Source organism: Indolivaga capnocytophagoides, from assembly GCF_036511535.1.
GTDB lineage: Bacteria > Bacteroidota > Bacteroidia > Bacteroidales > Dysgonomonadaceae > Dysgonomonas_A > Dysgonomonas_A capnocytophagoides.
The window spans coordinates 532,929-549,934 of record NZ_AP028867.1 but is presented as its reverse complement, the minus strand read 5'-3'; the positions used below and the strand labels follow the sequence as shown (position 1 = coordinate 549,934).

14 protein-coding genes are annotated in these 17,006 nt (G+C 38.9%); 11 read left to right on the top strand and 3 right to left on the bottom strand.

Features of this window, described 5'->3' with window-relative positions:
• Position 1: 1 nt before the first annotated feature.
• The 3 genes from AABJ51_RS02425 to AABJ51_RS02415 all read right to left on the bottom strand — a co-directional run bounded on the left by AABJ51_RS02425 (position 2) and on the right by AABJ51_RS02415 (position 6,783).
• Complete coding sequence (locus AABJ51_RS02425) at positions 2–3,124, bottom strand: SusC/RagA family TonB-linked outer membrane protein (RefSeq protein ID WP_338374259.1); 3,123 nt, start codon at positions 3,122–3,124, stop codon at positions 2–4.
• 37 nt (positions 3,125–3,161) lie between these two features.
• On the bottom strand, positions 3,162–4,916 hold the full coding sequence (locus AABJ51_RS02420; RefSeq protein WP_338374257.1) for a LamG-like jellyroll fold domain-containing protein: 1,755 nt from the start codon (positions 4,914–4,916) through the stop codon (positions 3,162–3,164).
• 322 nt (positions 4,917–5,238) lie between these two features.
• A complete protein-coding gene (locus AABJ51_RS02415; protein ID WP_338374256.1) occupies positions 5,239–6,783 on the bottom strand; it encodes an alpha-N-arabinofuranosidase in 1,545 nt (514 codons plus the stop codon).
• Positions 6,784–7,561: 778 nt separating this feature from the next.
• Here AABJ51_RS02415 and nifH point away from each other — a divergent pair.
• From nifH to AABJ51_RS02360, 11 genes are all read left to right on the top strand, one after another.
• Positions 7,562–8,386, top strand: coding sequence for a nitrogenase iron protein (gene nifH, locus AABJ51_RS02410; protein ID WP_026625686.1), 825 nt, complete (start codon positions 7,562–7,564; stop codon positions 8,384–8,386).
• Between the two features lie 44 nt (positions 8,387–8,430).
• Positions 8,431–8,748, top strand: coding sequence for a P-II family nitrogen regulator (locus AABJ51_RS02405; RefSeq protein WP_026625685.1), 318 nt, complete (start codon positions 8,431–8,433; stop codon positions 8,746–8,748).
• 14 nt (positions 8,749–8,762) lie between these two features.
• Positions 8,763–9,134 carry a P-II family nitrogen regulator gene (locus tag AABJ51_RS02400; protein WP_338374255.1) on the top strand — a complete coding sequence of 124 codons (372 nt, stop codon included), beginning with the start codon at positions 8,763–8,765 and terminating at the stop codon, positions 9,132–9,134.
• Between the two features lie 30 nt (positions 9,135–9,164).
• Positions 9,165–10,778 (top strand): nitrogenase iron-iron protein, alpha chain, encoded by a 1,614-nt coding sequence (gene anfD / locus AABJ51_RS02395; protein WP_338374254.1) that lies wholly within the window; start codon positions 9,165–9,167, stop codon positions 10,776–10,778.
• Between the two features lie 23 nt (positions 10,779–10,801).
• Positions 10,802–11,158, top strand: coding sequence for a Fe-only nitrogenase subunit delta (anfG, locus tag AABJ51_RS02390; RefSeq protein WP_026625682.1), 357 nt, complete (start codon positions 10,802–10,804; stop codon positions 11,156–11,158).
• A 59-nt stretch (positions 11,159–11,217) separates the two neighbouring features.
• Complete coding sequence (gene anfK, locus AABJ51_RS02385) at positions 11,218–12,609, top strand: Fe-only nitrogenase subunit beta (RefSeq protein WP_338374253.1); 1,392 nt, start codon at positions 11,218–11,220, stop codon at positions 12,607–12,609.
• 26 nt (positions 12,610–12,635) lie between these two features.
• On the top strand, positions 12,636–13,064 hold the full coding sequence (locus AABJ51_RS02380) for a HEPN domain-containing protein (protein WP_321577238.1): 429 nt from the start codon (positions 12,636–12,638) through the stop codon (positions 13,062–13,064).
• A 16-nt stretch (positions 13,065–13,080) separates the two neighbouring features.
• On the top strand, positions 13,081–13,575 hold the full coding sequence (locus tag AABJ51_RS02375; RefSeq protein WP_338374252.1) for a pyridoxamine 5'-phosphate oxidase family protein: 495 nt from the start codon (positions 13,081–13,083) through the stop codon (positions 13,573–13,575).
• Positions 13,576–13,660: 85 nt separating this feature from the next.
• A complete protein-coding gene (locus AABJ51_RS02370) occupies positions 13,661–14,305 on the top strand; it encodes a Fe-only nitrogenase accessory AnfO family protein (protein ID WP_338374251.1) in 645 nt (214 codons plus the stop codon).
• Positions 14,306–14,384: 79 nt separating this feature from the next.
• Positions 14,385–15,647, top strand: coding sequence for a nitrogenase cofactor biosynthesis protein NifB (nifB, locus tag AABJ51_RS02365; protein WP_134437090.1), 1,263 nt, complete (start codon positions 14,385–14,387; stop codon positions 15,645–15,647).
• A 99-nt stretch (positions 15,648–15,746) separates the two neighbouring features.
• Positions 15,747–16,883 (top strand): hydroxymethylglutaryl-CoA lyase-like TIM-barrel protein, encoded by a 1,137-nt coding sequence (locus tag AABJ51_RS02360; RefSeq protein ID WP_338374250.1) that lies wholly within the window; start codon positions 15,747–15,749, stop codon positions 16,881–16,883.
• Positions 16,884–17,006: the final 123 nt, after the last annotated feature.

Below are 17,006 nucleotides of genomic sequence, written 5' to 3'. Positions count from 1 at the left end.
CTCAGAATTTAATATTTACACCAAAATTCACAGTTTTCATGATTGGATAACGGTTCGAACCATTACTTTCGGGGTCAGTCAAACCATCCAGATCATCCCAGGTTATCAAATTATTACCATTGAAAAACAAACGGCAATCACTCATACCGGCCTTTCGTGCCCAAGCAGACGGCAGACTATAACTCAGTTCTATATTCTTCAGACGGACAAATGCGCCGTTTTTCAAGAAGAAAGAGTTCTGCCTCTGATTATGATCTCCATAGCTATCATAGTGTAATAATGGATATTTAGCATTAGCAAGGTTATATGCTTCACTTTGTGAAGGATCCCAACGATCCAGATGATGTTCTTTCACTTTTCCACCACCGACAAAAGCATACATAGCTTCGGCATCATAGTAACGGCTAACATGGTTCACTCCTTGAAACATTATATTAAAGCCCCAGTTTTTCCAATTAAGCCCCAATGTAAAAGCATATATATTTTCGGGAATATCACTGTTTCCAATATATGTTTCGTCTCTTTCGTCAATAAATCCGTCCTTATTCATATCCCGGTATTTAAGGTCTCCGACCTTAACGTTACCAAAAGTAGAAACAGGCAAATTACCTCCGTCAATATCTGCTTGTGTCACAAAACCTTCTGAAACCAATCCGAAATATTGATTAATAGGATGTCCTTCTCTTTTTCTGTAATCGGTTTTGGATGCAGGTTCGTCCATATCCAGAATTTCATTTCTGGCATGAGAGTAAGTAATGCCGACTGAATAACTGAAGTCTTTGCCAATACGGTCGGCATATTTTAATTCGAGTTCATAACCGCTATTTTTGGTCTTACCCAAATTTCCGGCTGCCATCACAACACCCACCCATTGAGGTCTGGTAAGATATTCGGTTAATATATCGTTGCGTTTTTCATAAAACAAGTCAATATTTCCGTTCAAACGGTTTTTGAACAAACCAAATTCGAGTCCCAGATTATATTTATGGGCCCTTTCCCATGTTACCCCATAGTTAGGATACTGAGCTTCGTATATTCCACTCTGACCAGTGGTTCCGAAATAATAATCATTTGATACCTGCGACCATTTTTCTTCATATAAGAAACGCTGGCGCACACCATTTACCTGATATATGTCATTACCGACCTGACCATAAGATGCTCTTATCTTGAGGTTATCAAGCCATTTTTGTGTATTCTTCATAAATTCTTCTTCAGTTATACGCCATCCTAGAGAGAAAGATGGAAAAAATCCGAACCTTTTTCCACGCATAAAGTTTTCAGATCCATTATAACCTGCATTGAATTCGGCCAGATAACGCCCGTCATATCCATAGGTAACACGTCCGACCAAACCTTGATAACGCTGTGCAAGATCAGATTTGTAACGATAGTCGTTCTGCATATACAACATCATGGCTGTAACATCATGTTTACCAAAAGTTCGTGCATAGTTTAACTGACCTTCCAAATAAAGTTTATAGATAGATTCGAATGTATGCGAGTTAGACAGTTTCGTATCCGTATTAAACTGATTATAAGCATCAATAGATGTATAATTATCCCGATCGTTTAACTCATAAGTGGCAAATCCGGCAGAATAAAGGTTACGATGATAGTTTTCATAATCAAAAGAAAGCATCGCTTTTCCGCTCAAGCCCTTAGTCAGCCAATCCATTTTATAATCTACTATAAAGTTGGTTTCATTAATTGTATTCACGGCTCGGAAATACCCACCATCGGCTAAAGCCGCTACAATATTTTTCTGGTATTGGGAGCTCCCTCCATAAAGAGTTTTAGTCGTTTCGCCGTTCTGTACAGTGTATGATACCGGAAAAAGCCATCCCGGAGTATGATTCATCTCATAGAATATTTCGCTATATGTATTTGACTCATTGGTATTCGAACCTTTACGTTCTTCAAAACGAGTTCCGAAGTTTACTGAAAACGTAAGATCTTTAGTCAGGAAGAAATCGGTATTCGCACGGAACGAATAACGCCGGTATTTAGGATTAGAGCTGTTATTATATATATTATTACTCAAATTACGGACAAGTGATGATTGATCGTAAAATTCTCCCGATGCATAATAACGCATACGCTTTGTTCCTCCTCGTATGCTCACATTGTAACGTTGAGCCGGTGCACTTTTCTTCAGAACCTGATCGTACCAATCCACATTCGGATAAAGCATAGCATCAAGACCGCTCAACTCTCCGGCACTAGACTTACGATACATTTCGATATCACTTGCCGAAAATTGAGAAGGTAAACCATCATTAGACAAGGCTTCTTCGAGCAGCTTCACAGACTGATATGAATTAAGATATGTGTCTTTCCGGGTGGGGCTTTGTATCTGCCAATTGGCTGTCAGGTTTACTTCAGGTTTCTGGTCTTTTCCTCTTTTTGTTGTGATCAGCATAACTCCGTTCGCTCCTCGGACACCGTATACCGCCGTGGCAGAAGCATCTTTCAGTACCGAAATAGTTTCGATATCATCAGGAGCAATCTGAGAGAAAGGACGTTCTATTCCATCTACCAAAATAAGAGGTTGAGCATCACCTGCAAAAGTCGCACGCCCACGAATATAAATCTGAGTATCATCAGCCCCTGGTGCTCCGGATGTCTGGGAGGTTACGACCCCGCTTATTTTTCCGGCAATAGCTTGAGATACATTTCCGCCGGGAGATTGCAGCAAGTCTTTAGAAGTTACTTGTGATATGGCCCCGACTACACTTTCTTTTTTCTGAGCTCCGTAGCCAACGACTACCACTTCACCCAATAAAGCGGCATCTTCTTCCATAATGATTGTAATAGAAGTTCTCCCTTTAATACTTACTTCCTGTGATTTGAATCCTATGTATGAAACCTGCAAAACAGGATTGTCGCTACTGACATTGAGTGTGAAATTACCATTAAAGTCGGTGACTGTTCCATTGGTTGTATTTTTCTCTACAATACTGACACCAATAACCGTTTCGCCGGTAACATCTTTCACAACACCTTTCACCTGCTTAGACTGCCCCCATACGTTAGTCCCGATAAAAATCAGAAAAACCACAGGTAACAATCGGAGGAGTAAAGGACTCCCCGATGCCTTTGTTTTTGTTCGTTTGTTTTTCATATATGGTATTTTATGAATAGATTATTCTTCTTCAGTATTAAAAAAACGGATAATAAGCAACAGTACGCACATCTAAACTTGCAGCTTCTACTGTGAGGAATGTTCCGATATCTGTTGTAGATACGCCTTCGTAATAGAATGTATAATCGGGAAGTTGTACTCCGGCAGCTGTTGTTATTTTTGCAATTACATCTATTCGATTACTACTTCGTGTTATTATCAGCATACAGTATGCGCCCTTCATCTGTGTTTTATAGGAATCCCAATCGTAACTTGCTGATATATTAGATCCGTTATAATTAGTATCTCCCCAACCGAAAGCATCTGCTCGTAAGACAAAATATTCGGCATATCCGGTTTCTCCCCTATCTTTTCCATTAGTTACAACCAACAACCAATTATGATAATTCTGTGTTGCATTGTTATTATTGTAGAAAGTATATACAAAAGGAGAGGAGGTATTACCCGATATTTTTGAAAGACTTGAAAAATATGACCACCAGCCTGCACTATAATCTGCCGGACCTACTAAATAAGAACCAGGAGTATATGAATCTCCTACATAGGTAACTTTAGGATCGATAGCCAGATATGAACCTTCGCAGGTAAGGAAAGAACCAATCGTAGAAGTCATTTCTCCTTCGTAATAGAAACTATAATTATATACGGTTCCGCTTGTAGCTGTTACAACAGCTTTCACATCGACACGGTTACTTGTTCGCTTGATAGTCAGATCAACATATGCACCTTTCATATCATTAGTGAAACTTCCATCATCGAAATTGAAATTATGAGTAATATTGTCTGCCTTATAATTGGCATCTCCCCAACCGTAACCATCGGCACGCAGTACGAAATATTCGGCATATCCGGTTTCTCCCCTATCTTTTCCATTAGTTAGAACCAATACCCAGTTACGGTAATTTGCTGTTCCATCGGTATAATTATAAAAACCATAGTGAGTTGTCTGGTTGCCTGCCATCGTCACCAAGTCGGAAAAAGCACTCCACCATGTAGTAGAATAATCTTCATTGCCTACAATGATATAATCACTCTCCTCTTCGCCGCCGCCTGTTGTTGGTACTTTTATCTGTGTATCGGTAATTTGATTACGATAGATTGTCAGATCATCCAGCATCCATTCTTTTGTATCCGTATCCGAACCATACCCGATATACAGACTAGGAACAGACGCCATAAACTGAACAATTTTAGAAAAATCGAAATCTGTAACCTGTTTATCTATTTTTTTCTGCCCATCAACGTATATTGCATAACCATCGTCACGAACCATCATTGCTACATAATGCCATTCGCCGACACTCATCAGTCCTGTTTTGTATCCCGAGGGATTATTGTCCTCATATGTTCCATCTACACCATTATAGCTCAACCAGCCATTAGCCGTGATGAACAGGTTCTGCTTACCATTTTCATTCTGAAAAGAAAAAAGCGAACCTTCCAAATCCTGTTCTGCACCTTCTTCGGTTTGGGCTGTCTGTTTTACCCAAAAGGTTAACGATACTCCATTCTGTACAGTTACACTATTTAGCGGATTGTCAATACGAGCATATCCTCCATTCAGATGTAGTACCCGGCTAGCGAGTACCTCGTCATCTGTCTGAACAGGAATAGCACCGTTATTGTATGCATATAAGTTAAATACGGTAGGATCAAGATCGTCCTCGAATGAGTAACTAACCAATTTCTCTAGTTTCGGGTAAACCTGATTCCCTGCAGGAGAATCCATCTCACCCCAATCCTGACATGAACTGAGGATAAATGCTATCATACCTATAACAACACTATAGGATAATAGCCTTTGTTTTATTCTAAACAAAATCATAGTTTATTTAATAAAAGGTTGAAGTAACTTGCTGTTATTCTTTTAATGACATAAGGTTTCGATACTTTGTTTTCTCTTTTTCAAACATAGCATCCTTTAGGATCGTATACATTATATGTCCGGTGTTTTGAAAAACCCTGTAGTATGGCTTATTCTAAATGCGTTTTTTCTGGTATCTTTTGTTTATCTTTTTGGTAATTGGTATTATTTAAGGTCTGCACCCGAAAACAAAGTCAATAATGTTTTCGGGCTGGCTATACTTTTTATTTTAATTAATCTCAACTGTCACAAGTGATTTCGCAGGTATTTTGAAGGTTAGTTTCCCATTTTTGGCAGTTGCTCCGTTGAATTCTTTTAGTGTTACAACATCTTTTTTGTCAAATGTATTATGACTTCCTGTTTCAGGAGCCGTAATTATATTTGCTCCAAGAAGACGAGTATCTTTCATTCCCCTTATATCACATTCAATATCAATATCTTTTTCAGGGTCTATATTCACGAATGAAATATGTACTTTGCCATCTTTATCTTTAGACGAGGAAACCGATATTTCTTTTATACTGCGGTTAAGCCTGCTATATTGACCGCTGTTGACAGTGGTAGGGAGCATTGTTGCATCCTGATGTACTTTATACATATCAAAAACATAGTAGGTAGGAGTCAAAAGCATCTTATCTCCTTCAGTAAGGAAAAGAGCCTGCAGTACATTAACCATTTGTGCTATGTTGGCCATTTTCACACGATCAGCATGATCATGGAATATATTAAGGATAAGTCCGGCTAAAATAGCATCTCTCAAGGTATTCTGCTGATATAAAAAACCCGGATTAGTACCCTTTTCAACATTATACCATGCACCCCATTCGTCAACAATAAGTCCGATACGTTTACCCGGATCATATATATCCATTATAGAAGAATGACGGGTGATAAGATTATCCATACGAAGTCCGTTTTCGAGTACAGTAAAATAATCATCTTCGGTAAATCCGGTTGCATCGCCCTTATCTTCCCAACGGTGAGTAAAAGTATAGTTGTGTAAAGATACCCCGCTGACTAAACCCAACGGAATATTTTTCATCATGGTAGTCATCCAATGATAATCATCGACATTCGGACCACCCACTATTTTATATAATCTGTTATCTCCGTAATTTTTACAATACGTAGCATACCTGCGATAATGTTCTGCATAAGCTTCGGCAGACATATTACCACCACATCCCCAGTTTTCATTTCCTACACCCCAGAACTTCACTTTCCAAGGTTTTTCACGCCCGTTCTTTTTTCGGAGCTCCGACATAGGGCTTTCTCCATCCGACGTAATATACTCTACCCACTTCGACATTTCTTCAACAGTGCCACTACCTACATTTCCGCATATATAAGGTTCAGTTCCCAGCACTTCGCAAAGATTCAGAAACTCGTGTGTTCCAAAGCTGTTATCTTCAACAACTCCCCCCCAATTGGTGTTTACCATTTTTGCCCTTTGTTCACGAGGTCCAATACCGTCCATCCAATGATATTCATCGGCAAAACAACCTCCTGGCCAGCGCAAATTTGGAATTCTAATGTGCTTCAGAGCATCTATAATATCTTTACGAACCCCATTTATATTAGGTATAGGTGAATTCTCTCCAACCCAAAGACCTTCATAAATAGAGCGTCCCAAATGTTCTGAAAATTGTCCGTAGATATTACGATCAATCTGAAATTTCCCTTGATCCGCATTTACAATTACGGTAGTTTTTTGTTGAGCTAAGATCGTGGAACTGATAAATAAAGAGAGGCAAATTGATAATGTCTTCTTCATGATAAAATGATTTATTGGTAGATTCTTAAGGTCTTAGACCTTTTGTTAACTTTCGATGATTACTTGGTAAGGGGTTCTTATTATTTTACTCATCATTTACAATAAAATCGGAACTCTTCCCTTAATTAAATTTTAGTTTTATTAACAAAATTTCTGACACGGATTTACACGAACAAATATTGTGTAAACTATATGAAATAGAATAAAGAATCAGATTTTTCAGAATTGGATATCTATTCCTTCCATATACCCTTTTATTGATTAACAAAAGCAAAAGTAACTTTAGGAACCTAAATAAAGGTGGACAAATTTCCATTTTAGGTGGACAAACACATCAATAAGTGTAAAAAATAACATTATTATCATATCTAATAGAAAAATCTTAAATATTATAACAAAGATTAATTTTTTCTCTCTGAAGTAAAAAGAATACATTCTAACCTTGACACATTTATACCTAGACAAAAACAAACAGGATAATAACCCCATAAAGGTTACAGATCTGATATAACCAGAGTAAATTATCCCTGAACATACAATAGTTCATTTTGGAACATTTTAACACAACAAAGTACCAATATGTTCATATAACACACTTAAACACAACAATAGAATCATACCTACAGAATAAAAAACAAGCAAAAAGCACAAACACAAACACCTGATTAAAAACATCTTAAACCACAACCATATTCAACAAACGCAACTAGCTATTTGCTTATGGCATATTTGTTGGTTTATGAAAGTCAGTAATGGTACAAATTAAAAAACAGAAACTATGAAGAAGATTGCATTTTATGGAAAAGGAGGAATTGGAAAGTCTACGACACAACAAAACACAGCAGCAGCAATGGCATTCTTTCACAATCAAAAAGTATTTATACATGGTTGCGATCCAAAAGCAGATTCTACCCGTATGATTTTGGGAGGGATGAATCAAAAAACGATAATGGACACACTTCGTGATGATGGTGCAGAATTAGTTACTTCCGATAAGGTTATCAGCTCAGGATTCGGAGGAATTCGTTGCTGCGAATCAGGAGGTCCTGAACCTGGTGTAGGTTGTGCCGGACGAGGAGTTATTACAGCAATTGACCTAATGGAACATCAGGGAGCATATACCGAAGATCTCAATTATGTATTTTATGACGTATTGGGAGACGTAGTATGCGGAGGATTTGCGATGCCTATCCGAGACGGAAAAGCTCAGGAAGTATACATTGTATGCTCGGGCGAGATGATGGCTGTATATGCCGCAAATAATATCTGCAAAGGTTTGGTAAAATATGCAAAACAGAGCGGAGTAAGACTTGGCGGACTAGTATGCAACAGCCGTAAAGTAGATAAAGAAAGAGAATTTATCGAAGAATTTGCGGCTGCAATCGGAACTCAAATGATTCATTTCGTTCCTCGTGACAATATTGTTCAAAAAGCTGAATTCAACAAGAAAACAGTGATAGAATATGATGAAAACTGTAACCAGGCTCATGAGTACAGCGAATTAGCAAGAAAAATCATTGCTAATGAAAATTTTGTAATACCAAAACCTTTAACAATGCCTGAGCTGGAGTCGATGGTTGTTAAATACGGAATCGCAGAATAACTAATGGGACTACCAATAATCAAAACCGCTAAATACTATTGAATATGAAAATGATTAGAGCAATTGTTCGTCCCGAAACAGCCGACAACGTAACGGAAGGATTAGCAGAATCCGGATACTATTCTATGACTAAAATGCCTGTTTTCGGGCGAGGTAAACAAAAAGGGCTTACAGTTGGAAACACCCATTATGACGAACTTCCGAAAACTCTCATTATCATCGTAGTGGATGATAAATCTGTAGATGAAGTTATAAAGATCATACAATACAAAGCCTATACAGGAAGTGAAGGTGATGGCAAAATATTTATTTCGCCGGTCGAACAGGTTCGCACCGTACGTACGGGATCGAATGAATTATAAGAAAACAGACGCTTATGAAAGAAATAATAGCAATCATCCGTCCCAGTAAAATGAATGCAACAAAAAAAAGTCTCGATGAATTAAATATACCTTCGGTTACAGCTATTCCTGTATTTGGAAGAGGAAATCAACGAGGACTGAATCCTATTCTGAGTGGTATAGATATCAGTAAAGACGCATTGGTTAAAGGGCATGTAACAGGGATGAAATTTGTGCCAAAACGTATGCTGGTTATTGTGGCCAAAGATGAGGATGTGGAGGTTATTGTAAACGCAATTATCAAATCCAATAAAACGGGTTATATCGGCGACGGCAAAATTTTCATCTGCCCTACAGATAATGCTTTAAGAGTACGGACCAAAGAAAGTGGCGACTCGGCTCTATAACCTTAGTATTAAATTAATAAAATAAGAATCATGCCATATCATCAATTTAAATGTAGTGAATGTATCCCCGAACGTCTGCAACATGCTGTAGATAAAGGACCCGGGGAACAATTGACAGATGCTCTTCCGTTGGGATATCTGAATACGATTCCCGGAACAATATCCGAAAGAGGATGTGCCTACTGCGGAGCAAAGCATGTAATAGGAACCCCGATGAAAGATGTAATCCACATCAGCCACGGACCGGTCGGCTGCACCTATGATACATGGCAGACCAAAAGGTACATCAGCGATGACGGAAACTTTCAGTTGAAATACACATTTGCATCAGATATGAAAGAAGCCCACATCGTTTTCGGTGCAGAAAAAATGCTCAAAAAAAATATCATTGAGGCTTTCAAAGCATTTCCTCATATCAAAAGAATGACTATTTACCAAACCTGTGCATCGGCTCTTATTGGTGACGATATCAATGCCATTGCCGATGAAGTAATGGAGGAAATGCCCGATGTAAAAGTGTTTGTATGCAACTCACCCGGATTTGCGGGTCCAAGTCAGTCAGGAGGTCACCATAAAATAAATCTGGCATGGCTGTCTCAGATGGTAGGTACTGTCGAACCGGAAATCTACAGCAAATATGTAGTCAATTATGTCGGAGAATACAATATTCAAGGTGATCAGGAAATAATGAAAGATTATCTCCACCGGATGGGAATACAGATATTATCGACTTTCACCGGAAACGGACGCTTCGATGATCTGAGAGGTATGCACAAAGCTCAGCTCAATGTATTGGAATGTGCCCGGTCAGCCGAATATATCTGCGATGAACTGCGGGTAAGATACGGAATTCCACGTATGGATATAGATGGATTCGGTTTCGAAGCGATCTCTGACTCTTTACTTAAAATCGGATACTTCTTTGGTATAGAAGACAAAGCACGTGAGATTATAGCTGAGGAAACCGCCCGCTGGAAACCCGAACTAGATTGGTATGCCGCTCGACTGAAAGGATTGAAAGTATGTTTGTGGCCGGGGGGATCTAAATTATGGCACTGGGCTCACTCAATCCATAAAGAAATGGGGCTTGAAGTAGTTTCAGTATATACAAAATTCGGACATCAAGGCGATATGGAAAAGGGAATCTCTCGCTGCGAGCCCGGAGTATTAGCCATTGATGACCCTAACGAACTGGAAGGACTTGAAGCCATGTATGAACTAAAACCTGATATTATTTTCACAGGTAAACGTCCGGGAGAAGTTGCTAAGAAAATACGAGTGCCTTACCTCAATGCTCATGGGTATCATAATGGACCATACAAAGGATACGAAGGATGGGTACGCTTTGCCAGAGATATTTACAATGCTGTATATTCACCGATACACAAGCTATCATTTCTCGACATCAGCAAAGATGAAATCCCAACAGATAAAGGTTTCGAAACGCAGCAACTATTATCTGACACAAAACTTAGTGATGAAGTTAAATCGTCAACTGAGTTAAGACAATGCACCAGCAAATATGACCCGATTCCCGATCTCAGAGAGAAAAATCCATATTTGTTTCCTCATCCCGAAACAGGCGAACTAAGAACAATTCCCATAGAGCAGCTAAGGAAAAACAAAGTTGTAGAAGTTGAATAACAAGTCATAAATAGAAAAAAATTATGGATAAAAAGACAGCTGAAGAGAAAATGGCTCAACTCGAATGGTACATCACAAAGCATTGCCTTTGGCAATACAATTCGCGAGGCTGGGACAGGGAGATACAAAACGAGCGTATTCTCACCAAAAGCCGTCAACTACTCTGCGGAGAAAATGCAAAAGAAGACGATTCTTATGCGGACAGGTATTACTGGAGCGAAGCCATGACTTTGGTCGAAGCATTCAAACGATATTTTCCGTGGCTAGAAGAAACCAGTAATGAAGACATTACTCTGATTATGCAATTACTTAAAGAGCAAATGGATTATACAATGATCAAAGGTTCACTGAATACAGAACTGGTAAAAGAGCAATATTAAGATACAGTAAGCCTTCAGGAGTAAGTATCTTAATTAAAAAACTATAAAAGAAAAAAGATATGAGTTGTGAATTAAAACCGAAAGACCGGGTTGGAGTAATCAATCCTATATTTACCTGTCAGCCGGCAGGAGCCCAATTTGCCAGCATCGGCATCAAAGATTGTATCGGAATTGTGCATGGAGGTCAAGGCTGTGTTATGTTTGTCCGCCTTATTTTTTCACAGCATTTCAAAGAAAGTTTCGAATTGGCATCTTCATCTCTACACGAAGACGCTGCTGTATTCGGGGCTCTGCATCGAGTGGAACAAGGTGTAGATGTTCTTTTGATGCGCTATCCCCATGTAAAAGTTATCCCTATCATCACAACCTGCTCTACCGAAATTATAGGAGATGATATAGACGGTGTGGTATTGAAGCTGAACAACGGACTGTTGAAAGAAAAATATGCAGACAGAGAAGTGCACTTAATACCCATACATACACCCAGTTTCGTTGGAAGTATGATAAGCGGATACGATATAGCCGTAAAGGATTTTGTATCGTATTTTGCAAAAAAAGAAGATCATACAAACGGTAAGATCAATCTTATCACAGGCTGGGTAGATCCGGGAGATGTTACAGAACTAAAATCGTTGTTATCCGAAATGGATGTACAGGCTACAGTACTTTTTGAAATAGAAACGTTCGATTCGCCCCTTATGCCCGATGGCAATCATGTTTCACATGGCGAAACTACAATCGAAGATCTGCGTAGTACAGCAAATGCAATAGGCACTATTGCTTTAAATAAATACGAAGGCGGCAAAGCAGCCAAATACCTCGAACAGGAGTTTGATGTTCCGTCCATTATCGGGCCAACCCCCATTGGTATACGCAATACGGATACTTTTCTTCAGAATGTAAAGAAAATGACCGGAAAACCCATACCCGAATCGCTTGTCAGAAAAAGAGGTATAGCCATTGACGCCATCGCCGATGTTTCTCATATGTTTTTGGCAGGAAAGAAGGTAGCTATATATGGCAGTGCCGATTTAGTTATAGGCTTAGCCGAATTTTGTATCGATCTTGAAATGGAACCTGTTCTTCTTCTTTTGGGCGACGATAACAGCGGATACAAAGATGATCCCCGTATCAAAGCATTGATAGAAGGAGTAACCTTTAATATGGAAATAATAACTAACGCTGACTTTTGGGAACTTGAAAACCGCATAAAAAACGAAGGTTTGGAATTAGACCTTATTCTGGGACATTCTAAAGGTCGATATATCGCCATAGACAACAATATACCAATGGTTAGAGTTGGATTTCCGGTCTATGACCGAGCCGGACACTTCCGTCATCCTGTAGTAGGATACGCCGGAGCAACATGGCTGGCGGAGCAAATGGCAAATGCGATATTTACCGATATGGAATACAAACACAATAAAGAATGGGTGCTGAATGTATGGTAACCCTCCTATCGAAAAAATCATAAGCTATGATAAATGTCGAGTATGATTACAGTGTAGAATCTCTTTTCGAAAACGATTACAGGGATGCTCAGGCATATCACAAGCGGGCTTTGCAGTTTCGTGACAGTGGTCAGGCTTTCAGTTTGGTATTCAACATAGCATCTGTCGCTCTTGAAAGATATCTGGTTGCCATATGCGAATTATATGGAGAAGAACCGATGAACCACAACTTTATCTCTCTTATGATAGCTGTGGATAAACTGATCGACACTCCGAAAGAATTCAGCAAAGAAGTAAAGTCACTTGATCAGATATTCGGAATCTGTTTTCTCGAAGATTACTTTCACGGAACACCTACCCAAGAAGATGCAGATAAAACTTTACGGTTATGCGACGAGGCCAGTAATCTTTTCGACAAAGAAAAAATCAAAGAGGTTAAAGAATCATTGATGTAAACAAAAATAAACAATTATGGAAGGAACTACAGCTGCACATCCGCATGGAACAATGAGGCGAAAAGAAAGGGAAATTACAGATATAAAAGAGATTGACGAAATAATCTCTTTGGGCAAAGTCATGCACCTTGCCCTATCTGATAATAATTTACCATTTCTCATCCCTGTTTTCTATGCTTATGATGGCACCTCACTCTATTTTCATTCGGCCAAAGCAGGAACTAAGATTGATATCCTGAAAAGGAACAACAATGTATGCTTCGAGATATCTGTTGATAACGGAATAGTGGAAAGCGATATGGCATGCGACTTCGAAGCGAAACACCGCACAGTCATAGGATTCGGCAAAGCTCAATTTGTTGAATCCGAAGATGATAAAATTACTGTTCTGGATAGAATTGTATCTCAATTTACTGACAAAAAATTTGAGTATCCGAAAGGGAATCTCCATGCCACAGCCGTTATTCGTATAGATATCGAATCCATTAAAGGCAAAAAACACGGAGTTTAACTCAGGTCGTATCTATGTACTGACTCACGATGTAAATTGGGGGATGTCTTTGAATACATTTTCTCTCACCTAATAGGAAAGAACTATGAAAATAGCAGCATTTGTGGATGCGGAAGGAAATACCTTACCATTCGATTCGAGCGGAATGATTTACATATATGAAATGAAAAACAGCGGGCAATGGCTCTGTGTATGTAAAGTACCTTTATATATAAACCGGAATATGAACCTGGTGGATATAAGAAAGAGTATCTATACGATAGCATCGGATTTGGCAGGATGTAAAGCATTCATTATCAAACGAAGTATGGGTATCTTTAATACCATATTCGAAGAAGAACTGCACATCCGTGTTTTTTCGGCTACAGGTTCTCCGCTTGCAGTTCTCGATCAGGTAAGAGAACTGGTCAGGACAGAAATTATCGAAGCTATAAAAAAGGCGGAACTTTGCAAACAGCAAAACAACGAGACCAGCCCAATAGCAGTAGGAGATTCATCAAAAGGCTGTTATCTGATAAATTTAGTGAAGGTACAAGAGAAAAATGAATCTATGAATTCGAAGGATATCCTGCTGCCGTTCTTTCAGAATAATAAATTTGTGGAACTCGAGATTATCTGCCTGCATACACCTAAATGGATAGAACGCGAGTTAGGTAATTTCAACTACAAAGTAAAAACCGAAATACGGAAAGACGGATTCTGTCATGCTTTCGTATATCCTGCCGGCTAATTTGTTACAGTACATGCTGTAATTAAAACCTAATTATACAACAAAAGCCTGGATACAAAACATTAAAATCAGACGAAAAATGAAAGACTTATCATTACATCCATGCTTTAATGAAGGAGCCAAGCACAAGTATGCACGGGTACATCTGCCTGTAGCTCCTAAATGCAATATACAATGCAATTACTGTAATCGCCGGTTCGATTGCTGCAATGAGAGCAGACCGGGAGTTACAAGTTCGGTTCTACTGCCCTTCCAGGCATCTCTTTATTTCAAAGACTTAAAACAGAAATTAGAAAACCTGAGTGTAGTCGGTATAGCAGGTCCAGGTGACCCATTTGCCAACCCGAACGAAACATTGACTACAATAGAATTGATAGCAAAAGAATTTCCTGATATGATATTCTGCCTTTCGAGCAACGGACTCGATCTGGCTCCTCATATCGATCGCATAGCCAGGCTTAATGTTTCACATGTTACTATCACGATCAACTCCTTAAATATCGAAACATTAGCTAAAATATATTCATGGATACGCTATGGGAACAAATACTACAAAGGATCAGGAGCAGCCCAACTGTTATTGAACAAGCAATTGTTCTGCATCCGTAAATTAAAGGAAAAAGGGATTATCGTCAAGATAAATACTGTTGTCATACCCGGAATAAATGATCAGGATATTGAAGAACTCGCCCGAAAAGTTGCTGAAATGGGCGCAGATACAATGAACTGCATTCCGATGTATCCTACTGCGGGAACTGCATTCGAAAACATAGAAGAACCTTCGAGGGAAATGATGTCCCGAATCAGAACACAAATATCAAAATATATAAAACCAATGAAACATTGTGCACGTTGTCGTGCAGATGCCGCAGGACTTCTAGGGCAAGATAACACTGCAGCAATGGATATGGTAAAGCAATATTCGACCTTAGCTGTGGATAAAGGCGGATATAAACCTTATGTTGCAGCAGCGACAAGTAACGGGCATCTGGTAGACTTACATATAGGCGAAGCTGAAGAGTTATCTATATACGAAAAAACCAAGAATGGATATCGGTTTATTGAAAAAAGAAAAACTCCTGTGTCAGGAGACTGCTCCAATAAATGGATCGAACTATGTAACAGTGTATTAACCGACTGTCAGGCTATATTGGTTAGCGGATCAGGTAAAAAGCCGACAAGTACATTGCAAAGCAACGGTATACGGGTTATTCAGATGAAAGGATTGATTGATACCGGACTTGATACTGTTTATAATCAGAGACCTCTTATCCCCATATACAAAGCAGGCCCTTTTGTATGTGGTGCAACCTGTCACGGAGACCAAAAAGGTTGCGGATAAATACAGAAAGAAAAGCGGAGACAAGAAAACAAATGAGAACAAAAGTTATACAGATGTATATCTTTTGTCCTTTAATCCTAGCAAAGAAAGGAGATAATAATGCGAAAACCTATATTACTGGATACAACACTAAGAGATGGTGAACAAACTCCGGGTGTGTATTTTACAAGCAAAGAAAAACTTTATATCGCATCGGAATTGAGTGATATGGGAATCGAAATTATCGAAGCTGGTATACCTTCGATGGGTGAAGAAGAACGAAAAAATCTGAAAGCTCTAAAGAAACTGAACCTAAGCGCCGAGATTTTATCATGGAACCGACTTTTGCCCGAAGATATTACAGCATCATTTAAGGCAGGTATACAAACCATTCATATATCGGTTCCGACAAGTGATATAATGATAGAAAAAAAAATGGGTAAAAATAAAGATTGGATAATTCCTCAAATGGAAAAGGTATTCGATCTGGCACTGAAAGAAGGAGCAGTTATATCTTTCGGTGCTGAAGACGCATCCCGCACAGACCCTGTTTTTCTAAAGAAAATATTTACTACGGCACAACAGCTGGGAGCCAAACGTGTCCGCTTTGCCGATACATTAGGCATAATGACTCCCTTACAGGTTAGTAAAGTTATAAGGTATTTATCTGACCCAGATATCGTAATTGATTACCATGGGCATAACGATTTCGGTATGGCTACCGCCAATGCTTTAGCGGCATGGGAGTCGGGTGCCGATGTTATATCCTGCTCGGTTTTGGGCTTGGGTGAAAGAGCCGGAAATACGTCTTTGGAAGAATTTCTTTGCATCATGCAATATTTAGAAAATAAGATTGAAAACTTCGATTTTATAAGATTGAAAAAACTCTGCATTGATATTGCCGAATGGATCGGTTATCTGATTCCGGTGCAAAAACCCATTGTAGGAGGTAAAATATTTGCCCACGAATCAGGAATACATGTAGACGGAATACTGAAAGAACCTTCGACATACGAACTATTACCACCCGAGCTTTTAGGAGGACATCGCGAATTTATACTCGGTAAGCATTCGGGACTGAAAGCGGTTAAATATTTTGCAAACAACGAAGGATATGAAATCAGCGACAATCTGGTTGAGGATTTTCTGAACGATATGCATTTTCAGATGGCACAAAGCAGAGGGGTAAACGCATCCCTTTTATTCCGAAGCTTTCTAACAAACCGCCTTAACAAAAGAACATCAAAACAAGCATAATAAAAACATTAAAACATAAAATAAACAAATAATACATTAAAATAACACATTGAAATATATTTTTAAGTAATTTTGATTCAGATTTATTTAGGTTGAAAGATTTTTGAAATTAGGAGGATCGTT

Excerpts from the sequence above, each read along its gene's own strand:
- nifB (WP_134437090.1), top strand. The coding sequence starts at position 14,385 with ATGAAAGACTTATCATTACATCCATGCTTTAATGAAGGAGCCAAGCAC.
- AABJ51_RS02405 (WP_026625685.1), top strand. The coding sequence starts at position 8,431 with ATGAAAATGATTAGAGCAATTGTTCGTCCCGAAACAGCCGACAACGTA.
- anfG (WP_026625682.1), top strand. The coding sequence starts at position 10,802 with ATGGATAAAAAGACAGCTGAAGAGAAAATGGCTCAACTCGAATGGTAC.
- AABJ51_RS02380 (WP_321577238.1), top strand. The coding sequence starts at position 12,636 with ATGATAAATGTCGAGTATGATTACAGTGTAGAATCTCTTTTCGAAAAC.
- AABJ51_RS02370 (WP_338374251.1), top strand. The coding sequence starts at position 13,661 with ATGAAAATAGCAGCATTTGTGGATGCGGAAGGAAATACCTTACCATTC.
- AABJ51_RS02375 (WP_338374252.1), top strand. The coding sequence starts at position 13,081 with ATGGAAGGAACTACAGCTGCACATCCGCATGGAACAATGAGGCGAAAA.
- AABJ51_RS02400 (WP_338374255.1), top strand. The coding sequence starts at position 8,763 with ATGAAAGAAATAATAGCAATCATCCGTCCCAGTAAAATGAATGCAACA.
- AABJ51_RS02420 (WP_338374257.1), bottom strand. The coding sequence starts at position 4,916 with ATGATAGCATTTATCCTCAGTTCATGTCAGGATTGGGGTGAGATGGAT.
- anfK (WP_338374253.1), top strand. The coding sequence starts at position 11,218 with ATGAGTTGTGAATTAAAACCGAAAGACCGGGTTGGAGTAATCAATCCT.
- anfD (WP_338374254.1), top strand. The coding sequence starts at position 9,165 with ATGCCATATCATCAATTTAAATGTAGTGAATGTATCCCCGAACGTCTG.
- AABJ51_RS02425 (WP_338374259.1), bottom strand. The coding sequence starts at position 3,124 with ATGAAAAACAAACGAACAAAAACAAAGGCATCGGGGAGTCCTTTACTC.
- nifH (WP_026625686.1), top strand. The coding sequence starts at position 7,562 with ATGAAGAAGATTGCATTTTATGGAAAAGGAGGAATTGGAAAGTCTACG.
- AABJ51_RS02415 (WP_338374256.1), bottom strand. The coding sequence starts at position 6,783 with ATGAAGAAGACATTATCAATTTGCCTCTCTTTATTTATCAGTTCCACG.
- AABJ51_RS02360 (WP_338374250.1), top strand. The coding sequence starts at position 15,747 with ATGCGAAAACCTATATTACTGGATACAACACTAAGAGATGGTGAACAA.